General features: G+C 29.6%; 18 protein-coding genes and 1 pseudogene. 12 read left to right on the forward strand and 7 right to left on the reverse strand.

Features of this window, described 5'->3' with window-relative positions; genetic code table 11:
* A partial coding sequence (locus QNK89_RS05085; protein ID WP_340169913.1) for an aldehyde dehydrogenase family protein occupies positions 1-429 on the forward strand: 429 nt, incomplete at its 5' end.
* A 220-nt stretch (positions 430-649) separates the two neighbouring features.
* Here QNK89_RS05085 and QNK89_RS05090 read toward each other — a convergent pair.
* Positions 650-1,903, reverse strand: a complete 1,254-nt coding sequence (locus tag QNK89_RS05090; RefSeq protein WP_340169915.1) for a hypothetical protein — start codon at positions 1,901-1,903, stop codon at positions 650-652.
* Between the two features lie 156 nt (positions 1,904-2,059).
* Here QNK89_RS05090 and QNK89_RS05095 point away from each other — a divergent pair, with 156 nt between their 5' ends.
* The 4 genes from QNK89_RS05095 to QNK89_RS05110 all read left to right on the forward strand — a co-directional run bounded on the left by QNK89_RS05095 (position 2,060) and on the right by QNK89_RS05110 (position 4,513).
* Positions 2,060-2,377, forward strand: coding sequence for an AbaSI family restriction endonuclease (locus QNK89_RS05095; RefSeq protein WP_340169917.1), 318 nt, complete (start codon positions 2,060-2,062; stop codon positions 2,375-2,377).
* A gap of 343 nt (positions 2,378-2,720) precedes the next feature.
* Positions 2,721-3,467, forward strand: coding sequence for a DUF6090 family protein (locus QNK89_RS05100; RefSeq protein WP_340169919.1), 747 nt, complete (start codon positions 2,721-2,723; stop codon positions 3,465-3,467).
* 134 nt (positions 3,468-3,601) lie between these two features.
* Positions 3,602-4,024 (forward strand): hypothetical protein, encoded by a 423-nt coding sequence (locus tag QNK89_RS05105; protein ID WP_340169921.1) that lies wholly within the window; start codon positions 3,602-3,604, stop codon positions 4,022-4,024.
* Between the two features lie 156 nt (positions 4,025-4,180).
* On the forward strand, positions 4,181-4,513 hold the full coding sequence (locus tag QNK89_RS05110; RefSeq protein ID WP_340169923.1) for a DUF6150 family protein: 333 nt from the start codon (positions 4,181-4,183) through the stop codon (positions 4,511-4,513).
* A 642-nt stretch (positions 4,514-5,155) separates the two neighbouring features.
* On the opposite strand, the gene QNK89_RS05115 is transcribed toward QNK89_RS05110, so the two are convergent.
* Positions 5,156-5,995: a hypothetical protein gene (locus QNK89_RS05115; protein ID WP_340169925.1), complete on the reverse strand. Its 840-nt coding sequence runs from the start codon at positions 5,993-5,995 to the stop codon at positions 5,156-5,158.
* Positions 5,996-6,170: 175 nt separating this feature from the next.
* Here QNK89_RS05115 and QNK89_RS05120 point away from each other — a divergent pair, with 175 nt between their 5' ends.
* The 3 genes and pseudogenes from QNK89_RS05120 to era all read left to right on the forward strand — a co-directional run bounded on the left by QNK89_RS05120 (position 6,171) and on the right by era (position 8,482).
* Positions 6,171-6,965, forward strand: a complete 795-nt coding sequence (locus QNK89_RS05120) for a DUF3050 domain-containing protein (RefSeq protein ID WP_340169926.1) — start codon at positions 6,171-6,173, stop codon at positions 6,963-6,965.
* A gap of 313 nt (positions 6,966-7,278) precedes the next feature.
* Positions 7,279-7,574 (forward strand): annotated as a pseudogene (locus QNK89_RS05125) (TrmH family RNA methyltransferase); the annotation flags it as partial.
* Positions 7,575-7,600: 26 nt separating this feature from the next.
* A complete protein-coding gene (gene era / locus QNK89_RS05130; RefSeq protein ID WP_340169928.1) occupies positions 7,601-8,482 on the forward strand; it encodes a GTPase Era in 882 nt (293 codons plus the stop codon).
* On the opposite strand, the gene QNK89_RS05135 is transcribed toward era, so the two are convergent.
* A complete protein-coding gene (locus QNK89_RS05135; RefSeq protein WP_340169930.1) occupies positions 8,483-8,689 on the reverse strand; it encodes a hypothetical protein in 207 nt (68 codons plus the stop codon).
* A 130-nt stretch (positions 8,690-8,819) separates the two neighbouring features.
* Positions 8,820-9,005, reverse strand: coding sequence for a hypothetical protein (locus tag QNK89_RS05140; RefSeq protein ID WP_340169932.1), 186 nt, complete (start codon positions 9,003-9,005; stop codon positions 8,820-8,822).
* 98 nt (positions 9,006-9,103) lie between these two features.
* On the opposite strand from QNK89_RS05140, the gene der reads away from it, so the two are divergent.
* On the forward strand, positions 9,104-10,411 hold the full coding sequence (der, locus tag QNK89_RS05145; protein ID WP_340169934.1) for a ribosome biogenesis GTPase Der: 1,308 nt from the start codon (positions 9,104-9,106) through the stop codon (positions 10,409-10,411).
* Between the two features lie 3 nt (positions 10,412-10,414).
* Positions 10,415-11,038, forward strand: coding sequence for a hypothetical protein (locus QNK89_RS05150; protein WP_340169935.1), 624 nt, complete (start codon positions 10,415-10,417; stop codon positions 11,036-11,038).
* A 79-nt stretch (positions 11,039-11,117) separates the two neighbouring features.
* On the opposite strand, the gene QNK89_RS05155 is transcribed toward QNK89_RS05150, so the two are convergent.
* On the reverse strand, positions 11,118-11,600 hold the full coding sequence (locus QNK89_RS05155) for a TPM domain-containing protein (RefSeq protein ID WP_340169937.1): 483 nt from the start codon (positions 11,598-11,600) through the stop codon (positions 11,118-11,120).
* Positions 11,601-11,644: 44 nt separating this feature from the next.
* Here QNK89_RS05155 and QNK89_RS05160 point away from each other — a divergent pair, with 44 nt between their 5' ends.
* Complete coding sequence (locus QNK89_RS05160; RefSeq protein ID WP_340169939.1) at positions 11,645-11,779, forward strand: hypothetical protein; 135 nt, start codon at positions 11,645-11,647, stop codon at positions 11,777-11,779.
* Between the two features lie 4 nt (positions 11,780-11,783).
* Here QNK89_RS05160 and QNK89_RS05165 read toward each other — a convergent pair whose 3' ends face one another.
* Both QNK89_RS05165 and QNK89_RS05170 read right to left on the reverse strand, forming a co-directional pair.
* Positions 11,784-12,113 (reverse strand): MerR family transcriptional regulator, encoded by a 330-nt coding sequence (locus tag QNK89_RS05165; RefSeq protein ID WP_340169941.1) that lies wholly within the window; start codon positions 12,111-12,113, stop codon positions 11,784-11,786.
* A complete protein-coding gene (locus QNK89_RS05170; RefSeq protein WP_340169943.1) occupies positions 12,113-13,084 on the reverse strand; it encodes a M23 family metallopeptidase in 972 nt (323 codons plus the stop codon). Before QNK89_RS05170 ends, QNK89_RS05165 begins: the two co-directional genes overlap by 1 nt.
* A 209-nt stretch (positions 13,085-13,293) precedes the next feature.
* On the opposite strand from QNK89_RS05170, the gene alaS reads away from it, so the two are divergent.
* The gene (gene alaS / locus QNK89_RS05175; RefSeq protein WP_340169945.1) at positions 13,294-15,909 is read left to right on the forward strand and encodes an alanine--tRNA ligase; all 2,616 of its coding nucleotides are present in this window, start codon (positions 13,294-13,296) and stop codon (positions 15,907-15,909) included.
* Positions 15,910-15,934: the final 25 nt, after the last annotated feature.

Genomic DNA, 15,934 nt, shown 5'->3' on the forward strand with positions numbered 1-15,934 from the left:
CCAGCTGTGATGTCAAATATAAATAAAACAATGGACCTCTATATTGAAGAACAATTTGGCCCCGTTATTCCAATAATTAAGTTTACGGATGTTCAGCAAGTCTTGGATGACATGGCAGAATCAAATTACGGACAACAAGTGAGTGTGTTTGGAGAAAACTTAAAAACATTAGCACCTTTAATTGATGTATTAGTTAACCTAGTATGTCGAGTCAATTTAAATAGTTCTTGCCAGCGAGGGCCAGATGTGTTTCCTTTTACGGGAAGAAAAGATTCAGCTTTCAGTACCCTAAGTGTTCGGGATGCATTGCGTTCGTTTTCCATAAGAACTTTTGTGGCTACTAAAGAGAATAGTGTAAATAATTCTATACTAAAAGATCTTTTAGAATCTAAAAAATCAAACTTTATTAGCACAGAGTATTTGCTTTAATTTACTTTTTTACACACCAAAAGCTAATAATCTTCAATTTGCGCCAGCCAAAATTTAACTAAATGGCAGATATAAAAAATTAAAAAAGCCCTAAAAAGGGCTTAAAACTGAGCATATGTTTGTACGTCTTCATACCAAATATCAATATAAATTTCACAACTGGTTATTAAAAAACACTTAGAAAACAGGTTTTAAAAAGCAAACTCAGAAATTAGAGTTATCAAACCTTAAAATAATTAAGCATATAGTTTTTAGAAAAATAAGGGTAATTTAATTTCTTACTTAAAACTAAATATTCGCTCAATATTTTATTTTTAACTTCTGTTTTTTTGGCATCTGCATACAAATAAACTAAGTGTAATAGTTTTAAATAATCTCCATAACTAAACCATGTATCATCTATATTAAAAAGTTTAGCATATTTTTTTTGTTCTATTTTATTAGGTACTAATTTGTAGTAAAACGCACACATTAAATAAAACATATTTAAATGTTTTTTCTGATAATATAACTCAAACCGTTTATCCATTTTTACGGTTTCAATAATAAATTTCATGACTACAATATTCTTGGTCAATATTGCTATACTTACCAATTCAAAATAATAATCCGTTAAGCCTGCCTTTTTTTTATGGGTTTCAGCATAACGATTAAGAACTTCCAAAATCTTATGTTCTTTAGTAACTAATATTTTAACAGATAATAAACGACTGCATAAAATAGGGTTTAAAGAAGTATCGAAAGCCGCATTCTTAAAAGGATCTTTTACTTTTTCGTTATTTAATAGTTTTTTAAATTCCATTAAGGCTGTAGTAAATAATTGTGTTTCCTCAACTTCAACATGTTGTTTAATGTATTTAGCCCAATCGCCATAATAATTATTAAGACTAGAATAGTCTACAAAAGTTAAAAATATACATTGTAAAAAATTAATGCTTTTTAACAAATCAGTATCTAAAAAATAGTTTTTTCTAAAGAGTAATCCAATAGAGTTTCCAATAAATAAAACCTCCGAATACGAAAAACTAGAAAAGGCCAATTCTTTTAAATTAAAAATTTTATTTATAAGTTTAAAATTTCTATCGTGAAACAATTCTCTTATAAGTATTACAATAAAGGAAGGAAAATCATCGTTGCTACGTTTTAGCGTTTTAATAAAGGAAATCATTTCCACATCGTTAAAATTATTTACGGCTTTAAATACGCTTTGAGACAAAGTCTTTCTATCTTCTGTTTTATAATTTTGTACAAAATGCACATAACTTTTATACCCAATAAAAAGCGCTAAGGTGTTTAAGGTTTTAGAATTTGGTTTAGTACTTGGTAATAAACCATACAAACGCCTAATGGTATTGTAACTTAAATCTATTTCTAGAACATCTAAAATAGCATTAGATAGCAGTTCACAATCACCTCGACTTTCTATCTTAGTTCCTATTTTTTCTTCTACTTTAATTTTTAGTATATGTATCATTTATGTATCAAAAATACAAATGTTATTTAATAGATTTTACATTGATTCAAATTTTTTAAAAAACGCAACAGTTAATGACTAACAAAAACAACAAAAAAGAACAGTTAAGTTCTTGGAAATATCTGTATTATGTAGAACAAATAAGAAGAACTTTTCATGTTAAAAAACAACAAGAAAGACTTTAGAGTAAAAAAGCATGAAAACTTTATAATTACCTCGCTTATACACGATCAAAGGTTAACAGAACTAAAGCCACTCACCCAACATTACGTGCCGTTGTCTGACAACAATTATGCACTTATCGATTTATATTATCCGCAAATAGAATTTGCTTTAGAAGTCGATGAATCGCATCATCTAGATAATATTGACGAAGATAAAAAACGCCAAGAAAAAATTGAAAAATTAATTCAATGTGATTTTAAACGCTTTGCAATTTCAACTAACGAAAAAGAATTGGTTCTGTCGCATTAAACTAAAAACTAATAATTTTTGTCGTTTTTGATAAAAATTGAAAACTCCAAAGTTATGTTTATTAGTGATTTAACTTTTTGAAGGAAGTCCAATTCTATTGAAAAATGTTTGAAAAATAATTAATGCGACAGAACCGTTTAAACCATACTTAATAATTATTTTCCAAAATAAGATTAATCAATTTTAATGTAATTAAAAAGTCTCTTGGAGTAAAACTGATGTTCGATATTTCGAATGAGTTATCTACTATAACAATAAAACGGTTATACTATTTATAGTGTAGCCGTTTTTCTATTTAATAAGCTATATATTATTTTTAATTATATTTGATAAAATAAAATAGATGAAAATTTTTAGACCATTTCGTCAAAATTCCAAGGAAAATTTTGATTATATAAAATATGCATTAGGTGAAGTTATTCTTGTTGTTGTAGGTATTTTAATTGCTTTACAAGTAAATAATTTTAATGAAACAAGAACAGAAAAGAGGGCGATGAAGGATTATTTTCAAAAAATTAGCTTCAATATCAATGCAGATATAAAAGAATCAGAAAGATTATTAAAATTTAGACAAGATCATATTGTTAGTTGTAATAAAGTGTCTAAGGTCTTGATTGAAAATAATTTTTCAGATCAGTTGTTGATTCAAAAAGCAATATTTGATATGATTATTGAAGTCCAATTAAATTTCAACAAAGACGCATTCGAATCTTTAAAAAGTTCGGGGTATTTAAGGTATCTGAAAAACAAAGAGCTTGAAGAATTACTCAATGACTATTACAATCAAATTAATCAAATAGAAATGTTTGAAATTGATCAAAGAGATTGGGCTAATGCACTTGAATTAGAATTGGATAGGACTGGTTTCTTCTATAGTTATACACAGCTAGATCAAAAAGTACATACAGATTTATTTACTTTAATTGGAAATTATAGCTCAGAATTAAAAAACCACCCTGGTCACAAAATCATAATGAGACTTCTTTTTCGAGGTGGAACTAATAATTCATTTTTAACTGGATTTTACGAAAACCACATGAAAACTGGAAATCAGTTAATTGAAATTTTAAACCAGGAAATTAACCATTAAACTAATGTTACAACATTTAGTAATAGTTGAAAAAAAATCAAAATCATATTAGTTTAACATTTCAAAATTAGTTGTTATTTGAAATTTTTTAAAAGAAATTATATTTGTTTTTTATTAATTTAAATTTTAACCAAATGAAAAAAATAGTTTATTTATTATTTTTAATTACTTCTTTAGCGTATTCTCAAGATATTAAGTGGGATCCAGCAACAACATTTGACGCAGTCTTTGATATAGATGCAGTTCATACAAAAGATGGAGTTAATTACGAACTTTCTGCTTCAGGTGATGCAGGTCCTTATGGTAAAGCCTATTTATCTTATGTGTTTACAAATCACAATAACAGTACTACTAGTGGAGAATTTACTGGTTTTGCATGGACACAGATGGGTGAAGATATAGTGAAAGCTACTTTACAAGGTGTTTATAAAAAAGAAGGTAAAGTTTTTAAAATGTATTCTTATGACAACGTTACCGATGGTAATATTATGATAGTGAGTGGAGTTGTAGATTTTGTTGCGCAAACAATGAAATTTGAAGTTTCCCCTTTAAAGTAATTAACCTTTAGTATAAAGTTTATAACCCTCCATTTGGAGGGTTTTTTTTGTATTCATACCCTTGAGAGTTTTTGTGTGAAAGACTTTTTGTGGCTTCAAACTAAATTAATAAAGTTTATTGTTATCAATCAGCTTATAAATCATTAAATTTAGCTTATGAAATCATTTGTCTTTATCGTTCTCTTAATGAGCTCATTTTTTTGTTATTCCCAAAAAATATTTTCCGTTGATTATTCTAATCAGGCAGATGTTAAGGTTTTTGTAGTAAACTATTCTAATCAAGCAGATTTAAATGTATACAAAGTTAACTATGCTAACCAGGCATATGAAAATAAAGGATTATGGTATTTTGTAAACTATGCTAATCAAGCAGATAAAAAGATCTATTTTGTTGACTATCCAAATCAAAGTGATTTAAAAATATTTTTTGTTGATTACGCTAACCAAGCTGGTTGGAGAAATAAGGCAAAAAAACATCTTTTGTATTAAAGAAAGAAAATATTTTTATATTTATTTAAGAGCTTTTCGATTGGCTGGTAAAAGAATAACTAAACCACAGGCATATCCTCTTCTTTCAGTTCAGGGAGTTCTAAACCTCTTAAATAGGTTACTTATATTTATTATATTTGAGTTTATGAATTATAAAAAACTTTCAAAACCAATAGGCAGTATTACACTAATTGTAATGATTGGCGGGCTAATTTTTGGAATAGTTAGATTATTGTAATACACTACCCAGTCTTTTATTGCATTTTCTAACTCTGATGGACTGCAATAATGATGTAGTTTTGAATGGCACTTAAAGCATTAAAAATAAAGTGAGGATTCATTTGGCTAGATAATGCTTCCACTTTAGCATCGCGCACTCTTTTCTCTAAGTCATATTTTTTCCTTTGTAGCGTGTACGCCTTTTTAAAATTGTATTTTAATACTTTATAAATTAAAAAGATGATTAAAATACTTCCTAGTATGTAAAACCAAATACTCCTCCAAAACGATTGACTAATAGTAAAGCTTATTAACGAGGACGTTGCTCTTGTACCAGAATATAAATCTTTATACTCTGTCTAAACTGTAAGTACCTGAAGGTAGGTAAGGTATTTTAATTAACCTTTGGTCTTCCCACTGCACCTAATCGGACCATTTGGCACCCTTCAATCCTTCTATTACATAGCGATAGGATAACTTTTCAGGGTATTTAAGCCCCGAAATACCTAATGTAAATACTATGTCATTTTGTTTAGAGTTTAACTTAATATTTGTTTTATTTTTTGTGTTGAAGAGAGAGTCGTTTATCTCAAGTTTATCTAATAAAAACTGTATTTTATTATGGTTTTCATATATTATTTTATGTAAATCTGCGTTATCTAAACTAGTTTTTGATGTTATTAAAAGTGTATCTTTATCAATGAAAGTATTTGAAATACTTTTGGCATTTAATCCTTGCTTTTCATCGTAAAAACGTTTAGACTTCGTTTTTATGTTAATAATATTTAGCCCTAAGTTGGTTCCTATAATTACATGGTCTCCATACATTTCAAGACTTTTTATAGTGGTACCTATTAATTCTTCTGCCGATACTATTTTAGTAAAAGAAAAACTGCCTTTATTTGGTTTTAACGAAAAAATATCACCACTATAGTTAGATAGTAACAATTCGTTATCAGAAATTTGAGAAGCAACTGTAAATTCCTTTTCTAAAATAAGTTTGTTTTTGTAAAAAGATTTAAATTGATTTTTATCGAAAGTATAAATGCCAGCAAAACGACTAATACCATAAAGTTTATTATCGAGTTGAAAAAAATCAAAAACATCTCTTGGGTTATTTTTATTATCAAGAGGGTAATGTGTTATAGTATTAAAATTACTTGTAGTATCTAATTTGTAAGCAGAACTATACGGTATTTGTACATACATTTCGTTTTCAGAATTAACAAAAAAACTAAGTGCTCCTACAGGGTAATAGTCCACAATCTTAATTATACTGTTAATATTAATCTTAAAGACCCCAACACTACTTAAAACATAAGTATACCCATTATAAAACTTTATGTTTTTTAAATTAAAATTTTTATTTTAAAAATTTTCAATTTTTAGCTTTAAATTTGAGACTTAAATCATTTATATCTAATAGATAAATTAAAATATGAATAAAATAGAGTATATAGAAAATGAGGTTTCTGAATTAAGAAATGAATTGAAAAATCATAAACTTTATGAAAATTTACGTGACATTAATGACATAAAAATTTTTATGGAAAATCACGTATTTGCAGTATGGGATTTTATGTCTCTTTTAAAGAATCTTCAAATAAACCTAACTAAAGTTCAAACACCCTGGACACCACCAAAAAACCCAAAACTATCAAGATTTATAAATGAAATTGTTCACGGAGAGGAAAGTGACATTAATGAATTGGGAGAACCAAAGAGTCATTTTGAGATGTATTTAGATGCAATGTTCCAAGTAAATGGAAATACGAATGAAATCAATGATTTTATTAAGCTTATTGAATTAGGGAATTCCGTTGACTATTGTTTTAGTCAAGTTAATATCGATAATAGAGTAGCTGATTTTGTTAAATTCACATTTTCGATTATTGAAACAAATAAGTCACATCTTGTAGCTTCGGCATTTACCTTTGGAAGAGAAGATGTTATTCCAGATATGTTTATAGAAATTCTTAAAAATTCAGATTCTGAAAACAAATTATACAGCAAAATAAATTACTATCTCGAACGACATATTGAACTTGACGGAGATGAACACGGTCCTCTATCTCTTGAGATGATTTCTGAATTATGTAAAGATGATGAGCAAAAATGGAATGAAACACTAACTGTAGCAAAGCAATCATTAGAAAAACGAATTGAACTTTGGAATGCTATATCTGATTTAATACAGAATAAAAAGCCTGCATATAACACCGTGTATAATTAATTACTTGGGCAATTGTCTACTTACGAACATTCCTGCGGAATATTCTATCTGTGATTTATTTGCTAAATTAGTTGCTTAACCACGCAACTAACCATACACAATTCCGTTATCCAAATTTTTGCAACCAAGGGATCATCGAGCTACTCCCTTCATAATTAGAGGAAGTTTACACTAGTATTGAAGTGTTTGGAAATATTAAAAAACGGTTCTGTCGCATTAACTTGGGGTACTTAATAAATGTTTAGATTTGACCTCATTTAATACTGAAATCATGTTTGATCGTCATCGTTACCCAAGAGTAGTTATATTACAAGCGGTTAAAGCAATGCCATATTTTCATTACGATACTTTTAACGAGTTTTATAAGCATTTGCTTAAAGGTGCAAGGTTAGTTGGTGTAGAGTTAACAGATGAGGCAGTAGATTTGAAACGTTTAATCACCCAAGGCGTTGTGTTTATCTATTGGGAGCAGAAGATCATGGGTTATTAAAACAAGCAATAGAAAAAAGTCATTTTTTAATTAAATTTAAAAGTGATTTAAGTGTAAATGTATCTGTCGCAGGAAGTATTGTGCTTTACGATAGAGGAATAAATAAACCAAGGTCGTAACTTTGTAGTCAATAAAACAGAATAAAATGAGTCATAAAGCAGGTTTTGTAAATATTATTGGTAATCCTAATGTTGGTAAATCTACTTTAATGAATGCCTTTGTAGGTGAAAAATTATCAATAATTACATCCAAAGCACAAACAACAAGACACCGTATTTTGGGTATAGTAAATGGTGAAGATTTTCAAGTTGTTTTAAGTGACACACCTGGAATTATAAAGCCAGCTTACGAGTTACAGGCCTCCATGATGGATTTTGTAAAATCGGCATTCGATGATGCAGATTTGCTTATTTATATGGTTGAAATAGGAGAAAGAGAGTTAAAAGACGAAGCGTTTTTTAGTAAAATTACTAATGCGAAAATTCCGGTTTTACTATTATTAAATAAAATAGATAAGTCTGATCAAACACAACTAGAAGAACAAGTACAGTTGTGGGCAGAAAAAGTACTAAATGCAGAGATTATTGCTATTTCTGCTTTAGAAGGATTTAATGTAAAAGAAGTATTCGATAGAATAATCGAGTTGCTTCCAGAATCTCCACCGTATTATCCAAAAGACCAGTTAACAGATAAACCTGAACGCTTTTTTATAAATGAAACTATTCGTGAGAAAATATTAATACATTACAAAAAAGAAATACCTTATGCAGTAGAGATAGATACAGAAGAGTTTTTTGAAGAAGAAAAAATTATTAGAATTCGTTCTGTAATAATGGTAGAACGCGAAACACAAAAAGGAATTATTATTGGGCACAAAGGAAGTGCATTAAAACGTGTTGGTGTTGAAGCTAGAAAAGATTTAGAAAAATTCTTTGGCAAGCAAATTCATTTAGAGCTTTATGTAAAAGTAAATAAGAACTGGAGAAGTAATCAACGTCAGTTAAAGCGTTTTGGTTACAACCAATAATTAATTGTTTGCAGCGTGAATGTCTTTACTTCTAAGTGTATCTCGCATAAAGCCATGTAATTCATACATTTGGTCTGTACCAGTTTTTTTACCAATTCTACCACCAAAATAAAGAGCAAACCATATAATAATCATTAAAAAGGTAATAGTTAATTGAATAGAATAGCTAGTGTCTAATGACCAATTAGTATAAGCCCAAAATACCAAAACCTAAAAACAGGCTTATTACCACAAAGTGTAAAAACATAAACATAGTCCAAACTGTAGGGTTTGGCCCAAAAAGACCATGAAGAGTACTACTATTTTTGTCATCATAAGTGTTTATATCTAAATGTAACTATGGAGACCAAAAGTGTTGTTTAGCCTTTGGTATTTTAATAAAAACATGAACATCAACTCTAGATACAACAAAATTGGTTTGTGTTGTTTTAGTTGCTTCAAATAGCTCTAAAAGAATTTGATTACCTTCTTCAATCTCGAATTTAAAACGTGGTCTTAATATTATTTCGTTTTCTAATGACATAATTAATGTTTAAAAATTCGATTTACATTTTTTTCTTAAACTAAACACTACCTTCGCAAGCGCTTACAGGATATGTAATGCAGATAAAATATAAAATTATGAGTAATATAGTAGCAATTGTAGGAAGACCAAATGTAGGGAAATCAACTTTTTTTAATCGTTTAATTCAACGTCGTGAAGCGATTGTAGATGCCGTTAGTGGTGTTACAAGAGATCGTCATTACGGGAAAAGTGACTGGAACGGAAAAGAATTTTCTTTAATAGATACAGGAGGTTATGTAAAAGGAAGTGATGATGTTTTTGAGGCTGAGATTGATAAACAAGTAGAATTAGCAATAGATGAAGCAGATGCTATCATTTTTATGGTAGACGTAGAAGATGGAATTACTGGAATGGATGAGGATGTTGCGACATTACTTCGTAAAGTTACAAAACCTGTTTTTTTAGTTGTAAATAAAGTTGATAATGGAAAACGAGCAGAAGATGCCGTAGAATTTTACAGCTTAGGTTTAGGTAACTATTTTACGATTGCAAGTATAAATGGAAGCGGTACAGGAGATTTATTAGATGCTTTAGTTGAAGCACTTCCGGAAAAAGAACAAGAAGAAGAACAAGACGAGTTGCCTAGATTTGCAGTTGTTGGTAGACCAAATGCTGGAAAATCCTCTTTTATAAACGCATTAATAGGACAAGACAGGTATATTGTTACAGATATAGCAGGAACTACAAGAGACTCGATAGACACAAAATACAATCGCTTTGGTTTCGATTTTAATTTAGTAGATACTGCAGGAATTAGAAAAAAATCTAAAGTAAAAGAAGATTTAGAGTTCTATTCTGTAATGAGAAGTGTAAGAGCTATAGAACATGCAGATGTATGTTTAATAGTAGTAGACGCTAATAGAGGTTTTGATGGGCAAGTGCAAAACATTTTTTGGTTAGCCCAAAGAAATAGAAAAGGAATTGTGATTTTAGTTAATAAATGGGACTTGGTAGAAAAAGACCATAAAACAACAATTGCTTTCGAGAAACATATTCGCCAACAATGCGAACCATTCACAGATGTTCCAATTGTATTTATTTCAGCATTAACTAAACAACGTATTTATAAAGCTATTGAAACAGCTGTTGAGGTTTATAAAAACAGAACAAAGAAAATTAAAACAAGCGTTTTAAACGATACGTTCTTACCTATTATAGAAAACTATCCTCCACCAGCTTATAAAGGTAAGTTTGTAAAAATTAAATACATAATGCAATTGCCAACCGCACAACCACAATTTGCATTCTTTTGTAATTTGCCTCAATATGTGCGTGATCCATACAAACGTTTTTTAGAGAATAAACTACGTGATATATTTGATTTTAACGGAGTTCCAGTTAGTGTATACATGCGTAAAAAATAAGGTTTGAAGAAGCCTGTTTTACTTTTAATTATTCTTTCTTTAGGGCTAGTTGTAGCTATGTTGTTCATTAATGTATCAAAACACTTAAGTAATGAGGTGTTAGATTCTTTTGGTATAATGAATACTAAATTTGAAACAGCAAACACTAATTCTAGCAATGAATTATCGTTGGTTAGACAACGTGTTTTACTTAAGGAATCTCCAGAAATCCAAAAGCAAGCAAAAACAGTAGAGCAATCCTCAGTTAACCTATACAACTACATAGAGAATATTAAAGAGCAAATGTTGGTCGAAGTTAATATGGATAAGGATAACATGGATTTTGCAGTTATGGATAAATCAAGTCTTCTTTTGTTTAACAATGATAGAAAAATTGGTAACGAATTTGTATCTTGTCTAAATACGTACAGAACTCAAATGGTAAAGTTTGGTGAAAATTCTTTAAATGAAAATTTTAATAATTTTATTAAAGAATCATTTAAAACAGATCACACTAATACAACAGATTGGTTGTCTTACGAGTTTAGCGATTTCCCAGTAATTGCTAGCTATACAAAGCTAACGGCAATACAGAATGACATTAATAAAGCACAGCTTTTAGCATTTAAAATTTTACTTAAAGAGTAGAATTAATAATGAACTTAGCTTTTTAAAAGGTGAAAAAATAACCTTTCACTATGAAAAGAGATTAGAAACGTATTATATATTATTTCAATTCATCCCATTTAGCTATAATAGAATCTAAACCAGTATTTACACCCTTAAAATAATCACCATTTTTAAATTCAGGAATAATTGTGTTTTCTATAATAGAAAATGCTAAAGAATCTGTAATAGACTTCTCTGTTTCATAGCCTGTTGTAATTGCCAGTTCTCTATCTGCCTTAGAAATTAATATTAATAATCCATTATTTTTTTCTTTTGTGCCAACACCAAGATTATTTGCCAGCGCTACCGCATGTTCAAGTGTCTCTAAATTATTTGGAATAGAGTCTATGGTGTAAATGCAAATTTGATTTGTGGTTAACTTTTCATATTTAAGTATTTTTTTAGAAAGTTTTTGCTCTTCTACTTCAGAGAAAACATCGCTATAGTCTTGAACAACGGTGTTAAAAATAATTGTTTCTGAAACTTCTTTTTTGCAAGAAATGACTACCAATAAACAAATAATAAAAGTGATTTTTTTCATTGAAGTAAAATTGAAATTTATGAAGAGGTATAAATAATTAACTAATGCAATATAAATTCTACTATCCACCAGAAGCATCACCAGCTCCAAAACTACCACCAGAGCTTCCGCTAAAGCCTAATCCTGCGATAACTCCTTTTTTTCATAATGTTAGATTTTTTAGTTGTGTCTTCTGGTAGTTGTTTAAAGTTCATTTTTTAATTTAATAAGTTGTGCTTTAACGTTTTCTAATTTACTAATAATTTCAAAATTTGTTAAGCTTTTTTGTTTTTCTTCTTTAATATGTGTTTTTGCGCCTTCTAAGGTGAAACCACGTTCTTTTACCAAATGGTAAATAAACTGTAAGTTTTTTACATCTTCTGGAGTAAATTTACGGTTTCCTTTTGCATTTTTTTTAGGCTTAATAACATCAAACTCTTTTTCCCAGAACCTAATTAAGGATGTATTTACATTAAAAGCTTTAGCAACTTCTCCTATAGCATAGTAGCGTTTTTCTGGTAGGTCTAAATGCATCAGTCTAAAGATTGATTTTCTATTGAAGAACGATCTAGTAGCTTACTGTATTCTTCGGCAGTTAAACTACCATAGTAGAAATTAATTGGGTTTATACGTTCTCCATCTTTAAAAATTTCATAATGAAGATGTGGTGCTTCAGAACGACCAGTGCTACCTACAAATCCTATTAAGTCTCCTCGTTTTACTTTCTGGTTTTTACCTACGTTATATTTGTATAAGTGCGCATAAAGCGAAACATAGCCATAACCATGATCTATTCTTATGTGTTTTCCATAACCAGAACTATTACTATCTGTACGTTCAACAACACCATCTCCAGCAGCATAAATAGGTGTGCCTCTTGGTGCAGTAAAATCCATACCAAAATGCATTTTTCTTGTTTTGTTAAATGGATCTGTGCGCATACCATAACCAGAAGCCATGCGTGTTAAATCTTCATTATTTACTGGTTGTATTGCAGGAATTGAAGCCAGAAGGTTTTCTTTTTCTTCCGCTAAAACTACAATTTCATCTAAAGATTTAGACTGTACAACTATACGTTTTTGAAGTATGTCTATTCGTTTATTACTTTCTTTAATAAGGCTCGAATTGTCGAAACCTTCAAAAGTTTTGTACCTATTAATTCCACCAAATCCAGCTTTTCTTTGTTGTTCAGGAATAGGATTAGATTCAAAATATAAACGGTATATATTATTGTCTCTTTCTTCTACATTAGCAAGTACAGCCTCTGCTTCGTCCATTTTTTTATTTAAGAGATCAAATTGTAACTGCATGTTGCTTAACTCGCGTTTTAATGCTTTTTCGTTTGGCGATTCAAAAAAATGGCTTCCAACAAAAACAAAGAACAGACCTAAAAGACCTGCCGAAAAAATAAACGCAATGAGGTACTTGAAAGTACGACGTTTTTTACGTGTTATTTTGCGATACGACAAAGTATCAGAATCATAATAATATTTTACCTTACTCATTATGTAAATTATACTATTTTTGCATTAAAATACTGCTTATTATAAAGCGGCATTAATTAAAAACGTTAAACAAATATATAAATTGTTTTCTAACCTTATAGATTAGTAAAAACAAGATTATTAACAATAACATTTTAAATTAGCTAATACATAAGTTTGCAAAACAAATTTAGTGTAGTTTAATTGATGAAAAATAATATAAACAACAAATGAAGTCTCAAGATATTCGCTCTACATTTTTAAGTTTTTTCAAAAAAAAGAAACATAGTATTGTTCAATCTGCACCAATGGTTACTAAGGATGATCCTACGTTAATGTTTGTAAATTCTGGAATGGCTCCTTTTAAAGAATACTTTTTAGGGAATGCAGAACCTAAAAACACAAGACTAACAGATACTCAAAAGTGTTTGCGTGTTTCTGGAAAGCATAACGATTTAGAAGAAGTTGGTTACGATACTTACCACCATACTTTATTTGAGATGTTAGGTAATTGGTCTTTTGGAGATTATTTTAAAAAAGAAACCATTGCTTGGGCTTGGGAGCTTTTGGTGGATGTTTATAAAGTTGATAAAGATATTTTATATGTTACTGTTTTTGAGGGTAGTGATGATCAAGACAACCTTGAAATGGATACTGAGGCTTACGATATATGGAAACAATTTATTTCTGAAGACCGAATTTTAAAAGGAAATAAGAAAGATAATTTTTGGGAAATGGGAGATCAAGGACCTTGTGGACCTTGTAGTGAAATTCATGTAGATATTCGCTCACCTGAAGAAAAAGCTAAAGTAGATGGAAAAGATCTGGTAAATATGGATCATCCTCAAGTTGTAGAAATATGGAATTTAGTATTTATGCAATATAACCGTAAAGCTAATGGAACTCTAGAAGGCTTGCCAAACAAGCATATTGATACAGGAATGGGTTTCGAACGCCTTTGTATGGTGCTTCAGGATGTAAAATCTAATTACGATACAGACGTTTTTACACCTATTATTCGTGAGATAGAGACCATTACTAATAAAGATTATGGTAAAAATCAAAAAACAGATATTGCTATTCGTGTAATTAGTGATCATGTTCGTGCAGTAGCATTTTCTATAGCAGACGGGCAATTGCCAAGTAATACAGGAGCAGGCTATGTTATAAGAAGAATACTTCGTCGAGCTGTACGTTACGGATTTACTTTTTTAGATAAAAAAGAACCTTTTATTTACCGTTTAGTAAATGTTTTAACAGAAAAAATGGGAATAGCCTTCCCAGAATTAAAAGCGCAAAAACAATTAATTGAAAATGTAATTAAGGAAGAAGAGGCTTCTTTTTTACGCACATTAGATCAAGGTTTGGCTATCTTAGATCGTATAATTGATAACTCACAAAGCAAAGAAATTTCTGGGTCAAAAGTTTTTGAACTAAAAGACACCTATGGTTTTCCAGAAGATTTAACAGATTTAATTTTACGCGAAAAAGGTTTTACTTTTAATAAAGAAGAATTTAATAAACGCCTAGAAGATAGAAGAGGAGATGGCCGAAGCGCAGGAGCAATTAAGTTTGATGATTGGACTGTTTTAATAAATAATGAAGAACAAGAATTTATAGGTTACGATCAATTAGAAGCTAAAGTCAAAATTACTCAATATCGTAAAGTTGTATCCAAAAAGGATGGCGAATTATTTCAATTAGTATTTAATTTAACACCTTTTTATGCAGAAGGAGGAGGTCAAGTAGGAGATAAGGGTTACATACAATCCGGTAATGGAGATGTAACTTATATAATAGATACTAAAAAAGAGAATAATGTTATTATTCACTTAACAAAAGAGTTACCTCGTCACGTTAATCAAACTTTTGAGGCGAAAGTAGACGAAAAACAACGTCATAGAACCGAATGTAATCATACAGCTACACACTTATTGCATCAAGCATTAAGAGAGGTTTTAGGAGAGCATGTAGAGCAAAAAGGAAGCGCTGTCCATTCTAAATATTTACGTTTTGACTTTTCTCATTTTTCTAAACTAACAGTAGAAGAATTACGTGATGTTGAAAACTTTGTTAATGCAAGGATAGAAAGTAAATTACAATTACAAGAAGTTCGTAATGTGCCAATGGAAAAAGCAATAGAAGAAGGTGCTATGGCTTTATTTGGAGAAAAATATGGAGATGCTGTACGTACTGTGCGTTTCGGTCAATCAATAGAATTATGCGGAGGAACACATGTTCCTAATACAGGAGATATTTGGTATTTTAAAATAGTGTCAGAAGGTACAGTTGCATCAGGAATACGACGTATAGAAGCGATTACTAATGATGCTGTAAAATCATATTATAGAGACAATAATAGATCGTTTTTTGAGATGAAAGATTTGCTTAATAACGCACAAGAACCCGTTAAAGCGCTCCAAAGCCTTCAAGATGAAAGCATTAGTTTAAAGAAGCAAATAGAACAGCTTTTAAAAGACAAAGCAAAGAATATTAAAGGAGAACTTAAAAATGAAATTATAGAAATAAACGGTATTAATTTTTTAGCAAAACAATTAGATTTGGATGCTTCAGGAATAAAAGATTTATGTTTTGAGTTAGGAAGCCAATTTGATAATTTATTTTTAATATTTGGAGCAGAGAATGATGGTAAAGCTATTTTATCATGTTATATTTCTAAAAACCTTGTAAAAAACAAAGACTTGAATGCCGGAAAAATAGTAAGAGAACTAGGGAAGTATATCCAAGGAGGTGGAGGTGGTCAACCATTTTTCGCAACTGCAGGAGGAAAGAATCCAGCTGGTATAGAAGAAGCTTTATCTCAATCTAAAAAATATATTGTATAGACTATTAATTTTGTGTAGTGTAAAA

The organism is Lacinutrix sp. (assembly GCF_037625555.1).
Classification (GTDB): Bacteria; Bacteroidota; Bacteroidia; order Flavobacteriales; family Flavobacteriaceae; genus Lacinutrix.